Origin of the sequence: Pseudohongiella sp. (genome assembly GCF_011050365.1) — a bacterium.
Lineage (GTDB): Bacteria > Pseudomonadota > Gammaproteobacteria > Pseudomonadales > Pseudohongiellaceae > Pseudohongiella.
In genome coordinates this window covers 1-22,658 of record NZ_DRFV01000012.1, presented here as the reverse complement: position 1 = coordinate 22,658, position 22,658 = coordinate 1, and the positions used below count along the sequence as shown (strand labels likewise).

Here is a 22,658-nt window from a genome sequence, read left to right as displayed (position 1 = left end):
GTATAACGGCAACAAATTGTGATGGCATCAATGTTTTGCAGTAAAGTTTGACAGATTGTAATCCCGGGCACCAATGTCAGCGTTGCACGGGCGCCTTGTAAGGCAGGGATTATTGGTCAATAATCGGATGAAGACACTGTTTTTAGCGGGAGAATAACAATGATGAACCGACAGAAACCGACGTTTGCCGCCTTATCCCTGGCCATTGCATTGATCAGCACTCAGGCCCTGGCCCAGGACGACCTGCCACGCACGCCTGATGGTAAACCCGATCTGCAGGGCGTATGGAGCAATGCCACCCTGACACCGCTGACCCGTGACCGCGAGCTGGGAGAAACCCTGGTGCTCAATGCTGATCAGGTGCGTGCCATGGAAGGTGGTCATCAGGAGTTTCTGGAGGCGGAATACGCCGCCAGCGACCCCGACCGCGAACCCGGCGCCGGTGCTCAGGGCGGCGATGACGGTGACACCAATGACGGCTACAACGAATTCTGGAAAGAAGTCGGTGATCGCATTCAGGTCATCAACGGTGAACCTCGCGCCTCCATCATTGTTGACCCGGCCAACGGCCAGATCCCGTTTGCCGGCGACCCGCGCGCCCGCTTTGCCCGCGCGCCCGGCGCCCCGGCAGCCAATGATGGCCCCGAAGGACGCCCGCTGTCCGAACGCTGCCTGATTTCCTTTGGCACACACTCCGGTCCACCCATGTTACCGGTGATGTATAACAACAATTATCAGATTGTGCAGACCGAAGACTACGTCATGATCCTGGCCGAAATGATTCACGATGCCCGCATTATTCGCATTGATGATGAACCCATGCCGCACATGCAGAAATGGATGGGGGATTCTGTCGGGCACTGGGAAGACGACACCCTGGTGGTCTCCACAACGGGTTATCACCCGCAACACACAGTGTTTGGCGCCTCGGAAAATCTGACCGTCACCGAGCGCTTTGAACGGGTATCAACATCGGAAATCGTTTACACCTTCACCGTAGAAGACCCGACTGTCTTCAGTCAGCCGTGGACCGGTGAACTGTTGTTCAATGCCAAGTCAGCAGACGAACCAATGTATGAATATGCCTGCCACGAAGGCAACTATGCCCTGCCCGGGGTGCTTGCCGGTGCCCGGCGCGCTGAAGCCGAAGCCGCGAATCCGTAACCCGGGAATACGGGAGTGCTGGAATTATATGCCAGCTTTGAGCTGACCGCCTTCAGCACTGCCATACGCGAACTGTGGTGGGTTTTCCCCACCATACTCGTGTTTCACTCCCTGAGCATGGGCCTGATGGCCGGCATAGGGGTGGTCTGCGCGTTGCGCGCACTGGGTTTTGCCCGGCAAATTCCACCGCCCATGCTGCGCAAGTTTCAGCCGCTGCTCTGGTTCGGACTGGGCGTCGCCGCGACATCGGGTTTATTGTTACTCGCCGGCTATCCGGCCAAGGCATTAACCAATCCCCTGTTTTTTATCAAACTGCTGATGCTTGCCGCGGCTATCGGGCTGACGCTGCGACTGACCGCACCAGCGCAGCGCTTGCCGGCCCGGGGGAAATCACCGGCCCGTTTACTCGCCCTGTTCACAATCGCGCTTTGGTTCGGCGTGATTGCATCGGGCCGCTTTCTGGCCTACACCCACAGCATATTGCTTGCCTCCTGGCTGGTGGGAGTGCCCTGATTATGGTCGAATTTCTCAGCAGCATCGGCCACAACATCGGCATTTTTGCGTTCATGAACACGCAATGGGGCTGGCCCGCTATTGAATCACTGCATTTTATCGGCTTGACGCTGTTGCTGGGGACCGTGGGTTTGTTTGATCTGCGCCTGCTCGGTGTTGGCCGCGGCATCGAGATCGCCGCCCTGCACTCCCTGGTGCCCTGGGGCGTTGCCGGATTCTGCCTGAACGTCACCACCGGTTTTATGTTTCTGGTCAGCGATCCGGGGCAGTATGTCTACAATCCGGCGTTTCAGATGAAGCTGCTGGCCATGTTGATTGCGGGCACCAATTTGTTGGTGTTTTATACGCTGCTGGCGCCGCAGGTCCGCGCCCTGCCCAACGCTGTTGTGGTGCCCCGGTCGGCACGGCTGGTAGCGCTGGTGTCGTTGCTGTGCTGGATCGCTGTCATCAGCTTCGGGCGTCTGATTACCTTCTACCGGCCGCCGGAATTCTGGTGCTTCTGGTGCCTGTGACGTCAGGCAGGTTTTGTCGCGACCACAATGGCATTAAAGCTTTCCCCGGTCCAGGGGGTCAGGCGTTCATAGTCATGCTCCAGCAGGATTGGCTCAAACCCGTGGGCGAGCAACATCTGCTCCAGTTCCGGCAAGGTAATCGCCGTCATGGTGTGATGGTCGTGCCATGTCTGCGTGGTATCGCCTGTCTCACGGCGAATGCACAGGTGCAGGTCAAGCACCTCTCCCTGACCCCGGTAGTGCCATCCCGACGTAAAAATGAGTTCACCATCAACGGTCTGTTCGCGGGTCACAACATTGTGCTGCCTGCGTGCACCGTTGGCATCAACGGCGTTGAATACAAAAACGCCGCCGGGTTTGAGCGCCTGCCAGGCCCGCTTGAGGGTTTCAGTAAAATGGCTGAGTGGATGGCTGTAATGAATTGAATACAAAAAACAGGTAATCAGATCAAACCCGGCCACCTGATCAAATGCCGCCAGATCGCACAGCAACAGCTGCGCCTGTGGGCATCTTGCCCGGGCCTGCGCCAACATTGCCGGACTGTTGTCGAGGCCGGTGGGCACAAACCCCAGACGTGTCATTTCCTGCAAATGTTGCCCGGTACCGCAGGCAAGATCCAGGTAGTCCCGAGCGCCGGAACGCGCAAAACCGTCAAAAACGCGGGCCGCAAATGCGCATTGGCCGGCGTAGTCTACCTGCGCGCAGAACTGATCGTAATAACTCGCAAGATCCGCATACAGCGCACCATTGCCGATTTGCTTTGCAGCGGGGGTTGCGGTTTTCTGGTTTCCTGTATCAGACATGCTGGCAGACTCATGGCGTTCACGACGGGAAAAACCCGCGCAGATTACACCAGACCCGACCATAACGCACCATACCAATCGCCGCCAAAAGCCTTATACTCACGATGATGACACACAGACAAAGTCAGGGACGAATACAGGTCAGTCAATGAACCCAGCAGGAACCGAGAATACCACTCCGCAGTCGGCTGCAGTGCCCATACAGCCGGGTTTCATGGTGTTGCAAAGCAACCGGCTGGAGCAGCTTCGTCAGGTGACCGTCACCTGGCTGGGGCGCCACCCGCTGACGCCGCTGGAAAACGAAACCCTGCTGGTGCAAAGCAACGGTATTGCCCAGTGGTTAAAACTGGCGCTGGCCGCAGATGCCGACGCCGAGGAACCCGGCTGTGGCATCGCTGCCGCCATGAATATCAGCCTGCCCGGCCGTTTCCACTGGCAGGCCTACCGTGCCGTGCTGGGCAACCTGCCGGAAACATCACCTTACGACAAGACCCTGCTCAGCTGGCGTCTGTTACGTCTGCTCCCGACCTTGCTGGCGGAACCCGAGTTTGAGGCCCTGCATCACTTCCTCAGCGAAGACAGTAGCCAGCGCAAGCAATTCCAGCTCGCTCAGCGTCTGGCCGACCTATTGGACCAGTACCAGATATACCGTGCTGACTGGCTACAGGATTGGGCCCGGGGGGTAAACCGGATTACCCGCAATAATCAGCCGATTGCGCTCCCCGGTGAACAAAGCTGGCAGGCTGAATTATGGCGACGGTTATTGCACGATATCGCTCCCGAGGCGCGCAACAGCGGTCGTGCCCAGGTGCACCAGCAGTTTCTGGAAGCGTGTACAACGTTGACGCCGGAGACACGGCCGGTAAATCTGCCACGCCGCGTGGTGGTGTTTGGCATATCTTCGTTGCCTCGCCAAAGTCTGGAAGTGTTGGCGGCAATCGCTCGCTGCACCCAGGTACTGTTGTGTGTGCACAACCCCTGCACGCACTACTGGGGCGACATCATCGAGCCGCATATGGCACAACGCCTGTTCGCCAAACCTTACAAGCGGACATCCCCGCGGGCCGACCTGCCAGCGATCACCGAGACCAGCGCGGTCGATGAGCTGTTTCTGCGCGGCAACCCACTGCTGGCAGCCTGGGGCAAACAGGGTCGCGACTATATTCGCCTGCTCGACGAGCATGATGAACGCGCCGCCTACGAACAGATGTTCCATGACAACAAACTCAACATAGATCTGTTCGAAGAGCCCTGCGAAGATACACTGCTGGGGCGCATCCAGAGCGACATTTTTCATTTACGCAGTATCGACGAAGCCCGCGCCGCCAGCGCAGGCATTGACGTCGGCCAGGGTCTGAGCTTTCACATCGCGCATAGCACACAGCGCGAAGTGGAAATTCTGCAGGACCACCTGCTCGGGCTTTTCGCCAACGACCCGACCTTGCGCCCCCGGGACATTCTGGTGATGGTTCCGGACATCAATCAGTTCGCGCCACATATTCAGGCGGTGTTCGGTCGCATCAATCGTGACGACAACCGTTTTATACCATTCACCATCTCCGACCAGGGCAAACGCCACCAGGCGCCGATTTACCTGGCCCTGTCCATGCTGATGAATTTGTCATCGTCGCGATTTGCTGTCAGCGAGCTGTTGGACCTGATGGACGTGCCGGCACTGCAAAAAGCGTTTGACCTGGATGTTGCGGACAAAGCCCTGTTACACCGCTGGGTGGAAGGTGCCGGCATACGCTGGGGTCTGAACGCGGAGCAGCGCGTCGTGCAAGGCATGCCCGCCGCACTGGACAGGAACGCACTGGAGCAAAACACCTGGCACTTTGGCCTGCGCCGCATGCTGCTCGGCTACGCGGTAGGCGATAGCGATGCCTGGCAGGATATTGAGCCCTTTGCCGAAGTCGGCGGCCTCAGTGCGGCGGTAACCGGCAAACTCACGCACTTGCTGCGGGTGCTGGAACATTACTGGCACCTGTTCCGTCAGCCCGCGGACGTCCATACCTGGAGCACCCGCATCAGCGCCCTGCTAAACGAATGTTTTGTGGCGGCAGACGATCGCGACGCGATGTTGATCAGTCGCGCCGAACAACGTTTGCAAAGCTGGACGGATGCCTGTGCACAAGCCGGTTTCAGTGATGTCTTGCCCATTGAAGTGGTGAGCGAGTTTTTCCTCGAGTCGCTGGACGAACTGGACCTGAGCCAGCGTTTTCTGGCAGGCGCGGTAAACTTTGCCACGCTGATGCCGATGCGTGCCATCCCCTTTCAACATATCTGTCTGCTGGGCATGAACGATGGCGACTACCCGCGCCAGGTCACCTCTGTTGATTTCGACCTGATGCGACAGGACTATCGACCGGGAGACCGGTCGCGGCGCGAAGACGATCGATATCTGTTCCTGGAGGCGTTGCTGTCTGCCCGCCAATCGCTGAGCATCAGCTGGGCCGGACGCAGTATCCGTGACAACAGCGAGCGCCCCCCGTCAGTGCTGGTCGCGCAGTTGCGTGACTATATCAAAGACACGGTCACCAACGGGCAACAGGCACTGGACAACATCACCCACGAGTATCCGTTGCAGCCATTCAGCGCTGCCTACTTCAACGCCGGTTCCACGCTGACGACCTATGCCGCAGAGTGGACACCGGACACCGGAACAACGCCGGGCACACGCTCTGAATGGCTAGCGTCCGATGAAAACTCACCGCAGGTCATCGGCCTGCAGGCGCTCAGCGCACTGCTGCGCAACCCCGCGGCAGTATTCTTTGAAAAGCGTCTGGGCGTAGTGTTTGCCAGTGATGAGTTGACCGGAGATGATCATGAGGCGTTTGCCATAAATGGCCTGAGCCAATGGCAGATACAGGACCAACTGATTCACGACGCACACCGGCACTTACGCACCAGCGCGCCAACACAGGACCTTGATATTGAAGCCTTGCTGGACAATCTGATCAGCAAACAACAACGTCAGGGTGGCTTGCCAATGCCGCCATTTGCGGACCTTTACCATACGACGTTGACGCAACCCTTGATAAAACCATTGCAGCGCTGCCATGACCTGATCTGCGCCAGTACTGAGGTAGAATCGCTGCCCGTTCAGGTCGGCCTTGCCGATAACACGCTGTTACTGGAAGACAGCATCACCGATGTCCGCAACAACGCCGATGGCAGACGCTTGCGTTACGTCATGTTAAGCGGCCAGATCTGGGCCGGCAAAAGCGGTGGTCCGGGCAAGACAAAAAGCAAAGTCAAATGGCATTACCTGGCACGACACTGGCCTGCCCATCTGGCGGCACAGTTACACGGCCCGGTGACCACGCACGTGCTGGGGCCGGCCACCAACGAAGTGCTGGCACCACTGGATGCCGGTACCGCGCAGCGGATACTGGTTAAACTGCTCACCTTGTACCGGCAGAATCTGCAACAGCCATTGGCCGCGGAGGTCAAAACCAGTTGCGTGTATCTCACTGCAGATCCTGACAAGGCGCCTCTGAGCGCGGCGCAAACGGAGTACGAAGGCAGCTACAGTGCTACCGGCCAGGTGCAATCCAGCGAAGCATTGTCACGCCTGTGGCCGGATTTCACCGACCTGCTTGGCGGCCAACTGCCAGGCGCAGCACCCTCATCCGGGGCCGATGCTGTTACCAGTGCATTTGTCAGACACAGCACTGAGTTGTATCAGGATCTGATCCAGCACTGGCAACTGCATCGCGAGCACATCCGGTCTGACGAGGAGGTCGAGTCATGAGCCAGCCTCTGGATATCCGCAGCTTTCCGTTGCGCGGCAGTCAATTGATCGAAGCCAGCGCCGGCACGGGCAAAACCTTCACCATTGCGCTGTTATACGCCCGCCTGATTCTGCAGCACGGTCACGAGTCGGCATTCCCGCGAGCACTGAGCCCGGAAGACATTCTTGTCGTCACCTTCACCGACGCCGCTACCCAGGAACTGAAAGACCGCATTCGCGCCCGGCTGTCGGACGCGGCGCGTTGTTTTCTCAACCCGGAAGAAACCGGCGACGACGTCCTGCGCGCCCTGCGCGACGACTATGACACCAGACAATGGCCACAGTGCGCGCGTTTACTCAGTCTGGCGGCACAGAGCATGGATCAGGCTGCGGTATCGACAATCCATGGGTGGTGTTATCGCATGTTGCGCGAGCACGCCTTCGACAGTGGCAGTCTGTTTCAGCAGACCCTGGTCACCAATCAACAGGACATGTTGGCTGACCTGATACGCGACTACTGGCGCCAGCATTTTTATGTCCTGCCAGCGGCTGCTGTGCATATCATTGCGCAGGAATTCGGTGATCCGGACGCGCTACTGCATGCAGTGCTGCCGCTGATAAACAAAACCAACACTGAGCTCACGTTCGCCGGCCACGCACTGCCGGACATCACCGACCTGCAGCAAGCGCTGTCTGCTTTTGCCAAACAGGCACAGGAAATCGCCCGCCTGCAGGACCGCGCCCGCGATGCATGGTCTCAAGGCAGCGCCGAACTTGAAGATTTGCTCGATACCCTGCAACCGGTACTGAACAAAAACGCCTATGCTGAAGCCAAGAATCAGGACGACTTCGCTGGTTTGAAACAGAGCCTTGCCGCTTGGGCACAGGGCGAAGAGGCACCAGCACGCATGCCTCGCTTCGCACAGAATCAGTGGAAACTGACCGGGGGTAAAAAAGCCCCGGACCAGCCGCGACATGCTGCACTGGCAGCGATTGCCGACTGGATGGACGCGGTCGAAGCGGCTGCCAACAGCACTGGACCCGACGTTCGCGCCGTGGTGCTCAGCCATGCCCGCCGCTGGCTGGAATCAGCGCTCCAGAAGCGCCTGCAGGAAAAAGCCGAGCTGGGTTATGACGACCTGTTGCTGCAACTGGATCGCGCCCTGCAGGGCCCGCTCGGCAACAAGCTGGCCGCGCAGATTCGCAGCGATTATCCGGTCGCCATGATTGATGAGTTCCAGGATACCGATCCGCTGCAATACCGTATCTTTGACAAGATCTATCAACTCGGCAGCAACCTGCAGGACAGCGCCCTGATCATGATCGGCGATCCCAAACAGGCCATTTACTCTTTTCGCAATGCCGATATTCATACCTACCTGGCAGCACGTCGGGCGACAGTCGGACGCCATTTCAACCTGGGCACCAACTATCGTTCAACCGCTGGTGTAGTCGACGGCATCAACTATCTGTTCCGGCAGGCCGAGGCCTTTCCCGAGGGCGCCTTCCGGTTCCGGAAAGAGGATCTTGATCCACTGCCATTTCTGCCGGTAAACGCCAACGGTCGGCAGGAAGTCTTGCTGATCAGTAACAAACCCGCACCGGCAGTCACCCTCTGGCATCTGGGTGCCAGCAGTGACGACAGCGATGACATTGAGGACCGCATAGAAACCATCGCCGTGACGCGCTTCCGCGAAGACATCGCCTTGCGCTGCGCCAGCGAAATCGCCAGCTGGCTGCACGACACTGAAACCGGCTTCCGGTCCGACACCGGATTTGTCCGCTTGCGCCCGCAAGATATTGCCATCCTGGTGCGCCATCGCGGGGAAGCTGATGAAATCCGCGCAGCCCTGCAAGTCTATGGCCTGGCCAGTGTCTACCTGTCTGACCGGGAATCCGTATTTGCCAGCGCCGAGGCCGCAGATGTTCTGCGCTGGCTTCGTGCCTGCGCCGAACCGTCGGATGAGCGTAAATTGCGGGCGGCACTGGCCACTGCTTCACTCGACCTGCCACTGACACGGCTGGAACGACTGAATCGGGATGAATTGGCGTGGGAAGCGGAGACCGAACTGTTCCGCCAATTGCACCGGCTCTGGCAAACCCAGGGCGTGCTGCCCATGCTGCGTCGACTGATGCAGTTCCACCGCTTGCCACAGCGTCTGGTCAATGCCAGCGGCGGCGAACGCAGTTTGACCAACCTGCTACACCTGGCGGAGTACCTGCAAAAAGCCAGTGTGCAGCATGAAGGTGAACAGGCCCTGATTCGCCATCTGGCTGAGCAGATACACAATCCGGGCGACGAGGAAGTGTTACGCCTGGAAAGCGACAATGATCTGATACGCGTGGTCACCATTCACAAGGCAAAGGGTCTGGAATACCCGCTGGTATGCTTGCCGTTCGCGCCTGCCCTGAAACCGATCGACAACCGGGTCAAACAGGTAATGATCGTCGGTGACGACCAGGGACAGACCCGGCGACTGGAAATCGCCGGCAGCAAGCTGGATGCGGATGCCTGGCAGCAGGCTGACCATGAGCGCCTGTCCGAAGATATGCGGCTACTGTATGTCGCATTAACACGCGCCCGCCATGGGCTTTGGCTCGGCGCCGCGGCCATCAGTATCGGCAACAGCCCAAAAACGATCAACCACAAAAGCGCCCTGGGTTATCTGATGGGCGGCGGTGAGCCGCTGCAAGCCATTGATGTCGCCAATGCCCTGCAACGTTGGGATGAGGGCTGCGACAATATAAAATTGAAAGCTGCACCGACAGTCCGTGACCCGGACGCTTTTCTTCACGCCTCGTCAGCGATACCGGCAAGCGCTATCAAACCGGCGCTGGTGTGCCATCGCAGCCCGGTCGAGAACTGGTGGATAGCCAGTTACTCGGCGTTAAAAACCGGTGCCGCCGATCCTCGTATCAATGTCCTGTTCCCGCGTGAACCGGAAGCGCCACAGGATGACCAGGCGCAGGAAGAGCATGCGACCGTCCGCGAACAATTGTCTGCCGGCGATGACAGTGCGCGCCGTGAATTTAGCCGCCAGGCACCTGGTCTGCACGGTTTTCACCGCGGCCCCAAACCGGGCACCTTCCTGCATGGCCTGTTGGAATGGGCAGAAGCCGAAGGGTTTGCCAATGCAGTAGACAACGATGAGGCGCGGCGGCTGATGCTGGATCTGCGCTGCACCCAACGTGGCTGGCAGGACGATGTATCACGCCTAGACAGCTGGCTAACAGATTTTCTGAACACACAATTTACTCTGCCCGGGCAAACCCCTTTGCAATTGACTGCGCTTCACGCGCAACAGGCCGAAATGGAGTTTCTGTTTGCCAGCCACCAGGTAGCCGTGCAGGAACTGGACGCACTGTGCCAACGTTTTATTCAACCGGGCACTGCCCGGCCGGCGCTGCTGCCGGCAAAACTGAACGGCATGATGAAAGGTTTTATCGACCTGGTGTTTGAACATCAGGGCCAATATTACGTTGCCGACTGGAAGTCCAACTATCTGGGACCGCGCGACAGCAGCTATACGGCACAGGCGTTGGCACATGAAATTCTGCACAATCGTTATGACGTACAATACGCCATCTATCTGCTGGCCCTGCACCGCCTGTTGCGCAACCGCCTGCCTGACTATGACTATGAAAAGCATGTGGGCGGCGCCCTGTATTTCTTTTTGCGTGGCCATGCTGCTCCGACCCAGGGCCTGCTGGCTGACAAGCCTGCGCTTGAATTTATAAATGCCATCGACATGCTGTTCCGCACCGGACAGTCCGCACAGTCCGCACAGTCCGCGCCGGAGCAACAGGAGATCGTGATCTGATGACAGCACAGTTTGATCCCGGAACGCCGGCATTGCCCACTGATAGCAACTCGGTTCTGGCTGACACCCGGCAGTTCCTGCTTATTCTTGACGATTGGGCACGTGCAGGCTGGATACGCTGGCTGGACGCCGAATTCGCTGTATTCCTCCACCGGCAGGTACCGGAGGCCTCTTCTGCATTGCTGCTGGCCGCGGCGTTGACCAGCCATCAGAATGGCCATGGCCATGTCTGCCTGGATATCGGGTTTTGCCTGGCTGAACCCGATCGGGCGTTGTCGCTGCCTCCCGAGTCTCCGGCACACCAACCGGCGCTCACACCACAACAGTTGCTGGCAAGCCTTACTGTCGACCAATGGTTATCCGACCTGCAACATACGGCTCTGATCGGCGACAACAACCAGCCTCTGGTGCTCGATCACAGTAGTGGCAGAGCGCTGCTATATCTGCGGCGATTCTGGCACTACGAACAAACGCTGGCCATCAATATCCGGCAGCGCCTGATGTCGCCACCGGCTATTGACGGGGACAGACTGGCAAAGACCATCTCTGGCGTTTTCAACCGGTTGTCTCATAACAAAGCAATCACAGACGAACCCGATAAAGCACGCACCGATTGCGACTGGCAAAAGATCGCCTGCGCCCTGGCCACACGAAACCGTTTTGCCATCATTACCGGAGGCCCGGGCACCGGTAAAACCACCACCGTAGTCAAGTTGCTGGCAGTGCTGCAGGAAATGCATGAGACGAGCTCAGGTCAGCTCTTGCGGATCAGGCTGGCGGCGCCCACCGGCAAGGCAGCAGCACGTCTGAGTGTATCCATCACGTCACAGTTGGCACAGCATGATCTGCAGGACATATCGGGTGAGGTCAGTACCGTGCATCGCCTGCTCGGCCCCATTCGTAACAGCCGCTTCTTCAGACACCATGCCGCCAATCCGCTGCCGGCAGATGTTGTGGTAGTTGATGAAGCCTCCATGGTTGACGTGGAACTCATGGCCCTGTTACTGGACGCCCTGCCCGAAAAATCCCGCCTGATCCTGCTCGGTGACAAGGACCAGCTTGCTTCTGTCGAAGCCGGCGCCGTGCTGGGCAGCCTGTGCCAGCGTGCCGGACAAGCGCACTACACACCGCATACTGCTGCCTGGATAACACATGTCACCGGACAGGTTGTGCCCGAATCCATGATCGACACCAACGGCAGTGCACTGGACCAGTCCATCACCATGTTGCGCTACAGCCATCGTTTTGGTGCCATACCGGGGATCGGAAAGTTGGCTCAGGCGGTTAATACCAGCGCCGGTAGCCGGGCGCTAAATGCCTTCTTTGACGGCAGCTTCGCCGAATTGAACAGACTTAAAACCAGCAGCACTCAGGACCCTGCGTTTGCCCGCCTGATCTGCAACGCGGAGACTGGCTATGGTCACTATCTGCAGCGAATACAACAACACCCGGCATCCGACGCAGACCCGGATCAATGGGACGCCTGGGCACTGAGCGTTATCAGGGCGCACGGACAGTTTCAGTTGCTGGCGGCTTTGCGCAAGGGCGAGTTCGGTGTTGAGGGCTTGAATGAACGTATAGCAGCAATCCTGCGCAACGCCGGTATGCTGTCAGCGCCGCGCGATGAAGCTATATGGTACGCGGGACGCCCGGTGATGGTGACACGTAACGATTACAACCTTGACCTGATGAACGGCGATATTGGGATCACGCTGCCCTTTCCCAGATCAGTACCAGAGGGTCTGGAATTGATGTTGCGAGTAGCTTTCCCCGGTGCCGAGCCGCACACGCCGGTACGCTGGATACTCCCCAGCCGGCTGCAGTCGGTGGAAACTGTGTTCGCGATGACTGTCCATAAGTCGCAGGGTTCGGAATTTGCGCATACAGCATTGTTATTACCGCAATATGAAAATCCGGTGCTGACACGGGAGCTGATTTATACTGGCATTACCCGTGCAGCCCGACAATTCACACTGATTGATGATAACCCGAACATCTTGCCACAAGCCGTCGCCAGTAGCGTTTTCCGGACCAGTGGCCTCCTGCATGCCATTAACAGCAAGTCATTGGCAGAAGGTCACTGACCCGGCTGATCGCTCAGACGCCTTCTGCGGACTGGATTTCCCCGGCAATTCGCTGCACGTCATCCAGTACCCGCAGCACATTGCCGCCCCAGATCTTGGCAATGTCTTCCTCGCTATAACCGCGGCGCACCATCTCCAGCGTCACGTTGAAGGTCTCTGACGCATCGCCCCAGCCGGTGACACCACCACCGCCATCAAAGTCACCACTGATACCAACATGATCGGCACCGATCAGATCCACCATATAATCAATGTGATCAACAAAATCACTAACATCCACTGGCGGGGCAACCGCATCGACCTCGGCGGCAATGCGGGGCGCAACCAGCGCATTAATATCAGCCAACTGCTGCTGATAGGTATTCAGTGCCGCCGGCTCCAGCGCTCGCACGTCGGCAGATTCCAGCAAGGTGAAACCGAGGTCGTCTGCCACGTCAGCCCGCAAATTGCGCAGAGCCTCTGCATAGGCTCGCTGCTTCTCGGAATCCACGTAACTGCGGAAAGCAACTGCCTGAACCACACCACCGTTGTCGCGGATCGCCAGCAGCTCATCATCATAGAGGTTACGACTGACACTGGGGTCCAGTGCCCTCGCGGACGAATGTGATGCCATCACCGGCGCACGCGACAGTTCAATGGTTTCTTTGTTGGACTCATACGATGGGTGTGAAACATCAATGATGATGCCCCATTTGTTCATTTCGGCGATGGCCTGCCGCCCCAGATCGCTGAGACCATTGTGCAGCCAGACATCATCACGCTCGCCGGTATTGGAGTCGGCAAATTGACTGTGGCCATTATGCGACAGCGACGCGTACCGCGCACCCAGCTCGTAGTAGCGACGCACATTGCTGATATCCATACCCATCGGGTACGCATTTTCCACGCCGATCATGGCGACCTTTTTGCCACTGTCGACAATGCGGCGCACATCGTCCGACGTGTAGGCCAGTTCGATCTGATCTGGTGCAATTTCAGTCACCAGACGCTGAATTGCACTGAATTTGTCCATGGCATTGGCTTCAGCTGCTGCGAAACCTTCGTCAGTGAGCGGCCCCTGTCCTGTGTAAACCACGAACCAGGCGACATCCATACCGCCGGCCTGCATTTTGGGCAGGTTGACCTGCGTATCGAGATCCTGAATATAGTTGGTATCGGGTGCAAAATTCGCAGTATTGATATCAACATGAGTGTCCATGACGATGACACGCTCGTGAATACCGCGAGCGCGCTCGATCAACCCGGCCTCGCTTTCGGCGGCGGACTCACTGGTTACCGGCGCGGCGGCAGCGGGCTCAGGCGTGGTGGTGGCGGGCGTATCCGCTGGACCACAGGCCGCCAGCAGGACTGACGAGGCAAACACTGCCGCCAAAGCCAGGCGCGAATGCAAAACAGCCCGCGAACGCGTTGTATTACCGATTGCTCGGTCAGATAGTTTTATGACGTTGTCAAACACAAGTATTACCTCCGGAAAATGAATCGGGAAATCGTTTTTTCTATCAGCCCAGGGGCTGCCAGCCACCTGCCAGTATCGGCACCAATCCAGGCACCGGCGGATTATAGAGATACACCCAGGCGGCCCCATGGCGGGTGTTAAACAGGCGTCGATCATACAGGCCACGGGCCGGGGCCTCGGGCTCATACTCTTCCAGTACGTCAAGCGCCTGCAACTGTTGTGCCGTCACCGAAAACACCTCCACCTCGACACCGGATGACGGTTCGGCTTTGGCACCCGGATAGGGGCCCAGATCGTACAGCGAAATCGTGTGCAGGGTATCGCTGCCCAGGTACGTCGCTGCCTGCAAATAATGGTTATTGCTGAGCCCTCGTTTGAGGGTTCCGTACACAGCAACCAGCGTAGACATGTTTACTTCTCTGTGGGATAGTTGGGCAAAACAAGCACCCCGATACAATAAAGAAGAACACGCGGGAGAACAAGCATGTCGAAAGACTTCATGGCAGCGTCATTACTGGCTGCGGTGTTTGCAGTAAGCCTGGGAGGCACCGGCTCAACGGCCAACGCACAGGGCGGGGACATTCCTCGGACAGCCGACGGCAAACCGGATATGAATGGCCTGTGGCAGGCGCTGGGCAGCACTTACTGGAACCTCGAACCCGGTGCCGCAAAGGCCGGCCCCGATTACCGCATGGGCGCCAACGGCGCCATCCCCGCCACGCTGGGCGTCGTCAAAGAGGGTCCGATACCCTATACCCCCGAAGCGCTCGAAACCCGAAACCGGAATGCCGGAGACTGGGCTGCGCTCGACCCGGTGGGCAAATGCTACATGCCCGGCGTGCCCCGCGCCAACTATATGCCCTACCCGTTCCAGATTGTGCAATCTCCCGAACACACCGTCATGGCCTACGAATTCGCCAGCGCCATGCGTATTGTGTATATGGATCAACCGGATTTCGACGGCCCGGTACCAGCCTGGATGGGTCATTCACGTGGCCACTGGGAAGGCGATACGCTGGTGATACGCGTCACCGATTTCATGCCCTACACCTGGTTTGATCGCGCCGGCAACCACCACAGCGATCAGCTCGAAGTCATCGAGCGCTACACGCTGGAGAATCCCAACCTGATCATGTATGAAGCTGAAATCCGCGATCCCGAGACCTTCACCCGCCCCTGGACACTGAGTCTGCCGCTGTACCGGCGCATGGAAGAAAACGCACAGTTACTGGAGTTCAAATGTGTGGAATTTGCTGAAGAACTGATTTACGGCTACCTGAACAAGGATGCGCCACCAGACCGGGAGCCGCCCCGCGGCATGCCCTTCACCATTCAGGAACCGGTCACCCAATAATTCGGACGTGGAGTACATCATCATGAAACCATCGTTGCAGCAACCGGCCCTGTTAGTGCTGCTATGCGCCAGCAGTTTCTACAGTTTCGCTCAGGACTCCGACTGGCAGGTCCCTCGCACCATCAACGGTCACCCCAACCTGCAAGGCGTCTGGGCCAACAACAGCAGCACGCCACTGGAGCGTCCGGAATTTTTTGGCGACCGCCCCGAACTGACCGCAGAAGAATTCGCCAACCTGCGTGCGCAAGCTGAAGAAATCGCAGCCAGCGGCGGCGATGCGCTATTCGGTGACGGATTTCTCAATGCTGTGGTATCGGGCGAAGTCGAATCCTACGACCCCGCCACGGGCAACTACGACGCCGCCTGGATGGTTGACCGCAACCTGGAAAACCGCACCTCACTGATTGTCGACCCGCCCAACGGCCGCATTCCGCCCATGACCGAAGAAGGCCGCGCCCGCATGCAGGCTCGCGCCGCCGACCGCCCTGGCGCCACTGACTCCTACCTCGGCCGCCCGCTGCAGGAACGCTGCATCACCTGGGGTATGCCCTACATCATGGCCGGCTACAACAGCTACTACCAGATCGTGCAAAGCGAGAACTCCGTCGCCATCATTCAGGAAATGATTCACGACGTCAGAATAGTACCGCTGAGTGACAAACCCCACGCTGATGAGCGCATCGAACTGTGGCACGGCGATTCCCGCGGCTGGTGGGATGGTGACACGCTTGTTGTGCAAACCAGAAACTTTTCCGATGACAGCACGTTTCGCGGCGCCGGCGCCAACCGCCTGTTCACCGAACGCTACACCCGCACCGCCGACGACGTATTGGAATATCAATTCACCGTCGAAGACCCCACCACCTGGGAACGCCCCTGGACCGCGGTCATCAACTACACCGCCAGCGACGGCCCCATCTACGAGTACGCCTGCCACGAAGGCAACTACGCATTGATGGGCATCTTATCCGGAGCCCGTGCCGCAGAACGCGACGCACAGAACAATTAAGAAAGGAATCAAACACTAAAGCCGGCAGAGGGTGCCAGTGTGGAGGGTGTATCGCCTCGAAGCGCATGTCGCGAGAGCCGATCACCCTGTGCGATGACCTCGGATCCAAAGCCAGCTGACACCCGATCCACTCTAGCATCACCCTCGCAGAGGACGTCAGTGTGTAGGGCGTATCGCCTCGAAGCGCGTGTCGCGAGAGCCGATCGGCCTGTGCGATGACGTCCGATCCACCACCAGCTGACGCCTGACCCACTCAAGCATCACCCTCGCAGAGGGCATCAGTGTGCAGGGCGTATCGCCTCGAAGCGCATGCCGCGAGAGCCGATCACCCTGTGCGATGATGCCCGATCCACTGATTCTGCAAGGGATTTACCGCGCAAGCTCCCTCGGCATCCGGAACACAATATTCTCCTCAACCCCGGGCACCTCCAACGGCGCCTGCCCCGAAATCTCCCGCAACCGATCAACCACCTGCTGCACCAGAATTTCCGGCGCCGACGCCCCCGCCGTCACCCCGAACCGCTTCTTGCCCACAAACCACTCAGGTTTCAGATCATCCACCCGGTCGATCAGATAGGCCTCACAGCCCATACGCTCCGCCAGCTCACACAAACGATTGGAATTCGAACTGTTCGGCGAACCCACAACCAATAACAAATCCGACTCCAACGCCAATTGCTTGACCGCATCCTGCCGATTCTGGGTGGCGTAACAAATGTCCTTTTTACGTGGCCCCTCGATGTGCGGAAAGCGGTCGCGCAACGCGTCAATGACCTTGGCAGTATCATCCATCGACAAGGTTGTCTGTGTCACATAAGCCAGCCGTGCCGGATCATGAACCTCGAGTTTCTGAACATCTGCAACCGATTCTACCAAATAGATACTGCCACCCTTGTTGCTATTGTACTGCCCCATGGTGCCTTCCACTTCCGGATGACGGGCATGGCCGATCAACACACACTCACGGCCTTCAGCGCTAAAACGCATGACTTCAAGATGAACTTTTGTCACCAGCGGACAGGTGGCATCAAATACCTGAAATCCGCGTGCAGCGGCTTCCTCCTGAACCTGCTGAGAGACGCCATGAGCGCTGAATATGACGATTGGCTGCCGACCCAGGCTATCCTCTATCGGCACATCATCCAGCTCGTCGACAAATATTGCGCCGCGCTGGCGCAAGGTATCCACGACAAACTTATTGTGCACCACTTCATGACGCACGTAGATGGGCGCGCCATAAACATCCAGTGCCCGGTTCACGATATCAATCGCCCGATCCACACCGGCGCAGAATCCGCGCGGGTTCGCCAGCCTGATTTCCGCATCAGGCGAAACCTCGACATCAAACAATTGCACTGCACTCATGTTTGTCTCCTGAAGTCCGGATCGCCGCTACGACGACACGGCACTGCCCGGTCTTAAAGCTGAATTTTGACGGCGTCGGTGCCAGGCGCAATGACCGACAGGATATCTGCGGTAAACAGAATTTCGCGTCCGGCCAACGGGTGATTAAAGTCTATCACCACATGCAATTCGCCGATTTGCCGGAGCACACCGGGTATCTCATTGCCACCGGCATCGGCGAAGGATACCACAGTGCCTTCCTCTACCGGATCCGTGGTATTGGCCAGCAGCCCGGCGAAACGTTGGCGGGGGAAGGACTGCACATTCTCCGCATTGACCGCCCCGAACGCCTGGTCCGGCGGCAGCACCACTGACACCGATGCACCCTGCCCCGCACCCATCAAGGCCGCTTCAAAGCCCGGCAGCAGATTACCGTCACCGACCCTGAAAGTCGCCGGTGCCTTGCCGTAGTTACTGTCTATCTCGGTGCCGTCGGGCAATGCCAGCGAAAAATGCAGGGTAACGCGAGCACCCTCACAGACCACAGCGTCAGACTTGCCCGGTGCGGCGGTGTCATTATCCGAATCATGCATAATGTCGCTGCTCACCATCGCCACTGATATTGTCCACACAGCGACCGCACAATTCAGGGTGCGATGCATGGGTGCCCACATCCGGTCGGTGGTGCCAGCATCGTACACACTTCTCGTGTGCAGACGGCGTTACCTGCAAACGCAACCCGACCAGTTCAGTCGCCACCGTTTCGGCGTCATTGCTGTCAGCGATAGGCCGCAAGCTTGCCGCAGACACAATCAGGACGAAGCGCAGCTCATCCTGCAGCGCCGACAGGCGCTTCAACAATGCGTCGTCACAATACAGCGTTACCTCGGCGGACAGAGCGGCACCCACCTTCTTCTCCGCGCGTTGCTTCTCCAGCTCCTTGTTGACCGCAGTTTTGACCTCGATCAGCTCGCGCCAGAATGCATCGCTAAAATCATTACGCACCGGCAACACTGGCAGGCCTTCGTCAAATTGCGCCAGGAACACCGAATCGCTGCGCTCACCGGGCACGAATTGCCAGATCTCATCGGCGGTAAAACTCAGGATCGGCGCAATCAGCCGCACCAGCACTTCCGTGATGTGATACATCGCGGTTTGCGTTGAACGGCGCGCCAGTCCGTCAGACTTGGCGGTATACTGCCGGTCCTTGATGATATCCAGATAAAAACTGCCCAATTCGATAACACAGAAATTATGAACTTTCTGGTATACATTCAGGAACTGATAGTTCTCATAATCCTGCTTCACCTGCTCACGCAGTTGTTGCGCCTGACGTGTGATCCAGTAATCCAGCGCCAGCATATTCTCTGGCGCGACGGCATCAGTAACCGGATCGAATCCGTTCAGGTTGGACAACAGGAAGCGCGCAGTATTGCGGATACGGCGGTAAGCATCAGCGACACGTTTCAGGATCTCCGGCGACACCGCCATCTCACCACGATAGTCAGTCGCCGCTACCCACAAACGCAGAATATCGGCACCGTACTCCTTGAATACTTCCTGCGGGGAAATCGTGTTACCGATGGATTTCGACATTTTGCGACCGTCAGCATCGACGGTGAATCCATGTGTCAGCACCTGCTTGTACGGCGCTGTGCCATTCATGGCAATTGCTGTTTTTAATGAGGACTGAAACCAGCCGCGATGCTGATCAGAGCCTTCCAGGTAAAGGTCAGCCGGATAGCCCAGACCCTCACGCTGTTGCAAGACAGAGAAATGCGTAACACCAGAATCGAACCAGACGTCCAGGGTGTCGGTTACTTTATTGTAGTGACGGGCATCATCACCGAGCAGATCTTCAGCACTGGCCTCAAACCAGGCATCAATGCCTTTTTTCTCGATGCGCTGTGCAACCTGTTCGATAAGACCAGCCGTGTCCGGATGCAGCTCGCCCGTTGTCTTGTGCACAAACAACGTGATGGGCACACCCCAGGTACGCTGACGCGACACACACCAGTCCGGACTGCCTTTTAACATCAACTCGATACGCGCCTGCCCCCATTCCGGCACCCACTTCACACCCTTGACGGCGGCAAGCGATGCATCCAGCAGGCCTTTCTCGGTCATGCTGATAAACCACTGCGGCGTGGCACGGTAGATCAATGGTGTTTTGGTGCGCCAACAATGCGGATAGCTGTGACGGATTTTCTCCATCGCGACCAGGGCGTTTTCGCGTCGCAGTATGTCCAGTATCTGCTCATCTGCCTTGTATACATGCACACCAGCCAGCTCGCCGGCCGCTTCGACGAATACGCCGTTTTCATCGACCAGATTCAGCGTACCCAACCCATAGGTCTGGCCGGCGATGAAATCTTCCATGCCGTGATCCGGCGCCGTGTGCACAGCACCGGTACCCGCGTCAGTGGTGACGTGATCGCCCATCAATACCGGTACCTGACGATTGACAAAGGGATGCTGCAGGCGCTGGCCTTCAAGCACTGCACCCTTGGCAATACCCAGACGCTCGACATTGTCGCAGCCATAACGCGCCATGACTTCGTCCTGCATATCGGCGGCAATGATCAGCAACTCTGCACCTATCGCAACGTCAACCGTGCAGCGCAACAGGGCATATTCCAGGTTTTCGTTCAGGCAAACCGCCTGGTTTGAAGGCAATGTCCAGGGCGTTGTAGTCCAGATAACAAGGGAGATGTTGTGACCGGCCGCTGTCTCTTCATTCACGGCAAACGCGGTCAACCATGACGCTGGCTCCAGCACCGCGAAACGGACATCAATGGCAAACGAGGTTTTGTCCTGATACTCAACTTCCGCTTCGGCCAGTGCCGAGGCACCGACGACACTCCAGTAGACCGGTTTGAACCCTTTCACCAGATGGCCATTGCCTGCAATGCGCCCGAGTGCTCGAACGATATTGGCCTCGGTATCAAAGTTCATGGTCAGATAGGGATTGTCCCAGTCGCCAAAAACACCGAGGCGAACAAAATCCTGCTTCTGATTTTCCACCTGCTTCGCCGCGTAGTCACGACAGGCCTGACGAAATTCAGCGTGACTGATCTTTTGCCCCGCCTTGCCTTTTTTCTTTTCCACATTGTGTTCGATGGGCAAACCATGACAGTCCCAGCCGGGCACATACGGCGCATCAAAACCGGCCAACGTCCGCGACTTGACGATGATGTCTTTCAGGGTTTTGTTGACTGAGTGACCCAAATGCAGATCACCGTTGGCGTAGGGCGGACCATCATGCAGAATGAACGACGGGCGACCGGCGCTGCTTTCGCGAATCCGACGATACAGGTCCATGTCTTGCCAGCGGGCCAGCATACCGGGTTCCCGCTGAGCCAGACTGGCTTTCATGGGGAAGTCGGTAAAGGGCAAATTCAGAGTCTGTTTGTAGTCAGTCATCTCGTCTCACTCATGGAACAGGTTGTTCCTGTCATTCGTCAATTTTAGCGTCCGCTATTGTGTTGTCTGAACGCAACTGTAGTCTTTGTTGCAACTGCCGGAGCCCGCCATTGCGCTCATTGATTGCCGCCCCGGCTTATTACTGCCTGAAGCGTGAGAAGTATTGTTTAACCTCCTCCACATCCAGCGCAATACGGGATTTGAGCGCTTCGAGCGACTCAAACTTTTGTTCCGGCCTGACCCGGTGCCGGAACGTCACCGATACCCTGGCACCATAGATGTCCTGATCAAATTCCAGCAGATGCACTTCCAGCAGCGCTTTGCCGGCCTCCTTTACCGTGGGGCGATAACCAATATTGGCCGCGCCAACAGCATCCATGCGCTCGCCCTCGCCGAGGATGATCTCCACGGTACAGGCGTATACACCGTGCAGTGGAATATTGCGTCTGTTCAGGGCCAGGTTACAGGTCGGAAACCCAAGATCACGCCCCAATTGCTGCCCCCGTACCACGGTGCCGGAGATTGTATACGGCCGACCGAGAACCTCTGCCACCCGGTCGAAGTCCGCTTTGGCCAGACACTCACGCACGTAGGTGCTGCTGACACGCACACCATCCGATTCACAACTGGCGGTTTCCACCACATCAAAACCGGCCTTCTCACCATAACGACACAGCAACTGAAAATCGCCGCCACGCTGATAACCAAAGCGAAAGTCATTGCCCACAATCAGGCATCGCACATTCAGGCCAGCCACCAGCACATCGTTTACATAAGACTCGGGGCTCAGCCGACTTAGCTCGCGATTGAACTCCAGCAGGTAAACATAATCAACGCCCAGGGCACGCAGCAATTCGATTTTCTCACCCGCCTCACTCAGACGCGGCGGACAGTCACGGGGATCTCTGGCAAAAAACTCCTCAGGGTGAGGCTCAATAACAATCACCACGGAGGGCACAGCATAAGCAGCCGCTTTTTCCAGCAACTGACCCACAATCCGCTGATGCCCCAGATGGACACCATCAAATTTGCCGATCGTCGCCACGCAGCCAGTATGCTGCTGCAGGAAACCTTCAGTACTGTGGATGACTTTCATTGCCGGAAGCTGCCGAAAAACGCGGATTATAACGCGTCAGGCCCCAGCTTCCCACCGCCACTTGCCACTGTTCCTAACACAAGCCAGACCCCGACCCGCCGCTGCCCCGCCAGAGGGCTCCAAAGCATGGGGTGTATCGCCTCGAAGCGCATGCCGCGAGAGCCGATCACCCCAAGCTTTGGCGCCCGATCCACTGACCAAAGCCCGATCCACTGACCAGAGCCCGACCCACTGCCCAGCCCCTGACCCATCAGAGGGCTCCAGAGCATGGGGTGCATCGCCTCGAAGCGCATGTCGCGAGAGCCGATCACCCCAGGCTTTGGCGCCCGATCCACTGACCAAAGCC

The 22,658-nt window shown here is 57.8% G+C and carries 16 protein-coding genes; 8 read left to right on the top strand and 8 right to left on the bottom strand.

Going from position 1 to position 22,658, the window contains the following annotated elements; genetic code table 11:
* Positions 1-159: 159 nt before the first annotated feature.
* From ENH71_RS10455 to ENH71_RS10445, 3 genes are read left to right on the top strand one after another with little or no spacing between them, the layout of a single operon-like run.
* Complete coding sequence (locus ENH71_RS10455) at positions 160-1,164, top strand: hypothetical protein (RefSeq protein ID WP_294129720.1); 1,005 nt, start codon at positions 160-162, stop codon at positions 1,162-1,164.
* Positions 1,165-1,179: 15 nt separating this feature from the next.
* Positions 1,180-1,677, top strand: a complete 498-nt coding sequence (locus ENH71_RS10450; RefSeq protein ID WP_294129722.1) for a hypothetical protein — start codon at positions 1,180-1,182, stop codon at positions 1,675-1,677.
* Between the two features lie 2 nt (positions 1,678-1,679).
* Complete coding sequence (locus tag ENH71_RS10445; RefSeq protein ID WP_294129723.1) at positions 1,680-2,189, top strand: DUF6644 family protein; 510 nt, start codon at positions 1,680-1,682, stop codon at positions 2,187-2,189.
* Positions 2,190-2,191: 2 nt separating this feature from the next.
* Here the strand turns inward: ENH71_RS10445 and ENH71_RS10440 are convergent, their stop codons facing one another.
* Positions 2,192-2,992: a class I SAM-dependent DNA methyltransferase gene (locus ENH71_RS10440; RefSeq protein WP_294137795.1), complete on the bottom strand. Its 801-nt coding sequence runs from the start codon at positions 2,990-2,992 to the stop codon at positions 2,192-2,194.
* Between the two features lie 148 nt (positions 2,993-3,140).
* On the opposite strand from ENH71_RS10440, the gene recC reads away from it, so the two are divergent.
* From recC to recD, 3 genes are read left to right on the top strand one after another with little or no spacing between them, the layout of a single operon-like run.
* On the top strand, positions 3,141-6,746 hold the full coding sequence (gene recC / locus ENH71_RS10435) for an exodeoxyribonuclease V subunit gamma (RefSeq protein WP_294136579.1): 3,606 nt from the start codon (positions 3,141-3,143) through the stop codon (positions 6,744-6,746).
* Positions 6,743-10,546 (top strand): exodeoxyribonuclease V subunit beta, encoded by a 3,804-nt coding sequence (gene recB / locus ENH71_RS10430; protein ID WP_294136577.1) that lies wholly within the window; start codon positions 6,743-6,745, stop codon positions 10,544-10,546. Before recC ends, recB begins: the two co-directional genes overlap by 4 nt.
* The gene (recD, locus tag ENH71_RS10425) at positions 10,546-12,630 is read left to right on the top strand and encodes an exodeoxyribonuclease V subunit alpha (RefSeq protein ID WP_294136575.1); all 2,085 of its coding nucleotides are present in this window, start codon (positions 10,546-10,548) and stop codon (positions 12,628-12,630) included. Before recB ends, recD begins: the two co-directional genes overlap by 1 nt.
* Positions 12,631-12,643: 13 nt before the next feature.
* Here the strand turns inward: recD and ENH71_RS10420 are convergent, their stop codons facing one another.
* Entirely contained in the window at positions 12,644-14,086 is a 1,443-nt protein-coding gene (locus tag ENH71_RS10420) for a dipeptidase (protein ID WP_294136573.1), read from the bottom strand.
* A gap of 43 nt (positions 14,087-14,129) precedes the next feature.
* Positions 14,130-14,495 (bottom strand): gamma-glutamylcyclotransferase family protein, encoded by a 366-nt coding sequence (locus tag ENH71_RS10415; protein WP_294136571.1) that lies wholly within the window; start codon positions 14,493-14,495, stop codon positions 14,130-14,132.
* Positions 14,496-14,570: 75 nt separating this feature from the next.
* Here ENH71_RS10415 and ENH71_RS10410 point away from each other — a divergent pair, with 75 nt between their 5' ends.
* Positions 14,571-15,440, top strand: coding sequence for a hypothetical protein (locus ENH71_RS10410; RefSeq protein ID WP_294136570.1), 870 nt, complete (start codon positions 14,571-14,573; stop codon positions 15,438-15,440).
* Positions 15,441-15,462: 22 nt separating this feature from the next.
* The gene (locus ENH71_RS10405) at positions 15,463-16,449 is read left to right on the top strand and encodes a hypothetical protein (RefSeq protein WP_294137794.1); all 987 of its coding nucleotides are present in this window, start codon (positions 15,463-15,465) and stop codon (positions 16,447-16,449) included.
* Positions 16,450-16,818: 369 nt separating this feature from the next.
* Here ENH71_RS10405 and ispH read toward each other — a convergent pair whose 3' ends face one another.
* The 5 genes from ispH to ENH71_RS10380 form a co-directional block, all read right to left on the bottom strand.
* Positions 16,819-17,814, bottom strand: a complete 996-nt coding sequence (ispH, locus tag ENH71_RS10400) for a 4-hydroxy-3-methylbut-2-enyl diphosphate reductase (protein WP_294130822.1) — start codon at positions 17,812-17,814, stop codon at positions 16,819-16,821.
* A 53-nt stretch (positions 17,815-17,867) separates the two neighbouring features.
* Entirely contained in the window at positions 17,868-18,386 is a 519-nt protein-coding gene (locus tag ENH71_RS10395) for an FKBP-type peptidyl-prolyl cis-trans isomerase (RefSeq protein WP_294130823.1), read from the bottom strand.
* A complete protein-coding gene (gene ileS, locus ENH71_RS10390) occupies positions 18,379-21,216 on the bottom strand; it encodes an isoleucine--tRNA ligase (RefSeq protein WP_294130824.1) in 2,838 nt (945 codons plus the stop codon). The genes ENH71_RS10395 and ileS overlap by 8 nt, the downstream gene beginning before the upstream one ends.
* 139 nt (positions 21,217-21,355) lie before the next feature.
* Positions 21,356-22,312 (bottom strand): bifunctional riboflavin kinase/FAD synthetase, encoded by a 957-nt coding sequence (gene ribF / locus ENH71_RS10385; RefSeq protein WP_294130825.1) that lies wholly within the window; start codon positions 22,310-22,312, stop codon positions 21,356-21,358.
* Positions 22,313-22,338: 26 nt separating this feature from the next.
* Positions 22,339-22,658: hypothetical protein (locus ENH71_RS10380; RefSeq protein WP_294137792.1), on the bottom strand; the 320-nt coding region annotated here is incomplete at its 5' end.

Bases quoted from the DNA above. Each gene is read 5' to 3' on its own strand.
- ENH71_RS10455 (WP_294129720.1), top strand. From the start codon at position 160: ATGATGAACCGACAGAAACCGACGTTTGCCGCCTTATCCCTGGCCATT.
- ENH71_RS10445 (WP_294129723.1), top strand. From the start codon at position 1,680: ATGGTCGAATTTCTCAGCAGCATCGGCCACAACATCGGCATTTTTGCG.
- ENH71_RS10440 (WP_294137795.1), bottom strand. From the start codon at position 2,992: ATGTCTGATACAGGAAACCAGAAAACCGCAACCCCCGCTGCAAAGCAA.
- recC (WP_294136579.1), top strand. From the start codon at position 3,141: ATGAACCCAGCAGGAACCGAGAATACCACTCCGCAGTCGGCTGCAGTG.
- recB (WP_294136577.1), top strand. From the start codon at position 6,743: ATGAGCCAGCCTCTGGATATCCGCAGCTTTCCGTTGCGCGGCAGTCAA.
- recD (WP_294136575.1), top strand. From the start codon at position 10,546: ATGACAGCACAGTTTGATCCCGGAACGCCGGCATTGCCCACTGATAGC.
- ENH71_RS10415 (WP_294136571.1), bottom strand. From the start codon at position 14,495: ATGTCTACGCTGGTTGCTGTGTACGGAACCCTCAAACGAGGGCTCAGC.
- ENH71_RS10410 (WP_294136570.1), top strand. From the start codon at position 14,571: ATGTCGAAAGACTTCATGGCAGCGTCATTACTGGCTGCGGTGTTTGCA.
- ENH71_RS10405 (WP_294137794.1), top strand. From the start codon at position 15,463: ATGAAACCATCGTTGCAGCAACCGGCCCTGTTAGTGCTGCTATGCGCC.
- ispH (WP_294130822.1), bottom strand. From the start codon at position 17,814: ATGAGTGCAGTGCAATTGTTTGATGTCGAGGTTTCGCCTGATGCGGAA.
- ENH71_RS10395 (WP_294130823.1), bottom strand. From the start codon at position 18,386: ATGCATGATTCGGATAATGACACCGCCGCACCGGGCAAGTCTGACGCT.
- ileS (WP_294130824.1), bottom strand. From the start codon at position 21,216: ATGACTGACTACAAACAGACTCTGAATTTGCCCTTTACCGACTTCCCC.
- ribF (WP_294130825.1), bottom strand. From the start codon at position 22,312: ATGAAAGTCATCCACAGTACTGAAGGTTTCCTGCAGCAGCATACTGGC.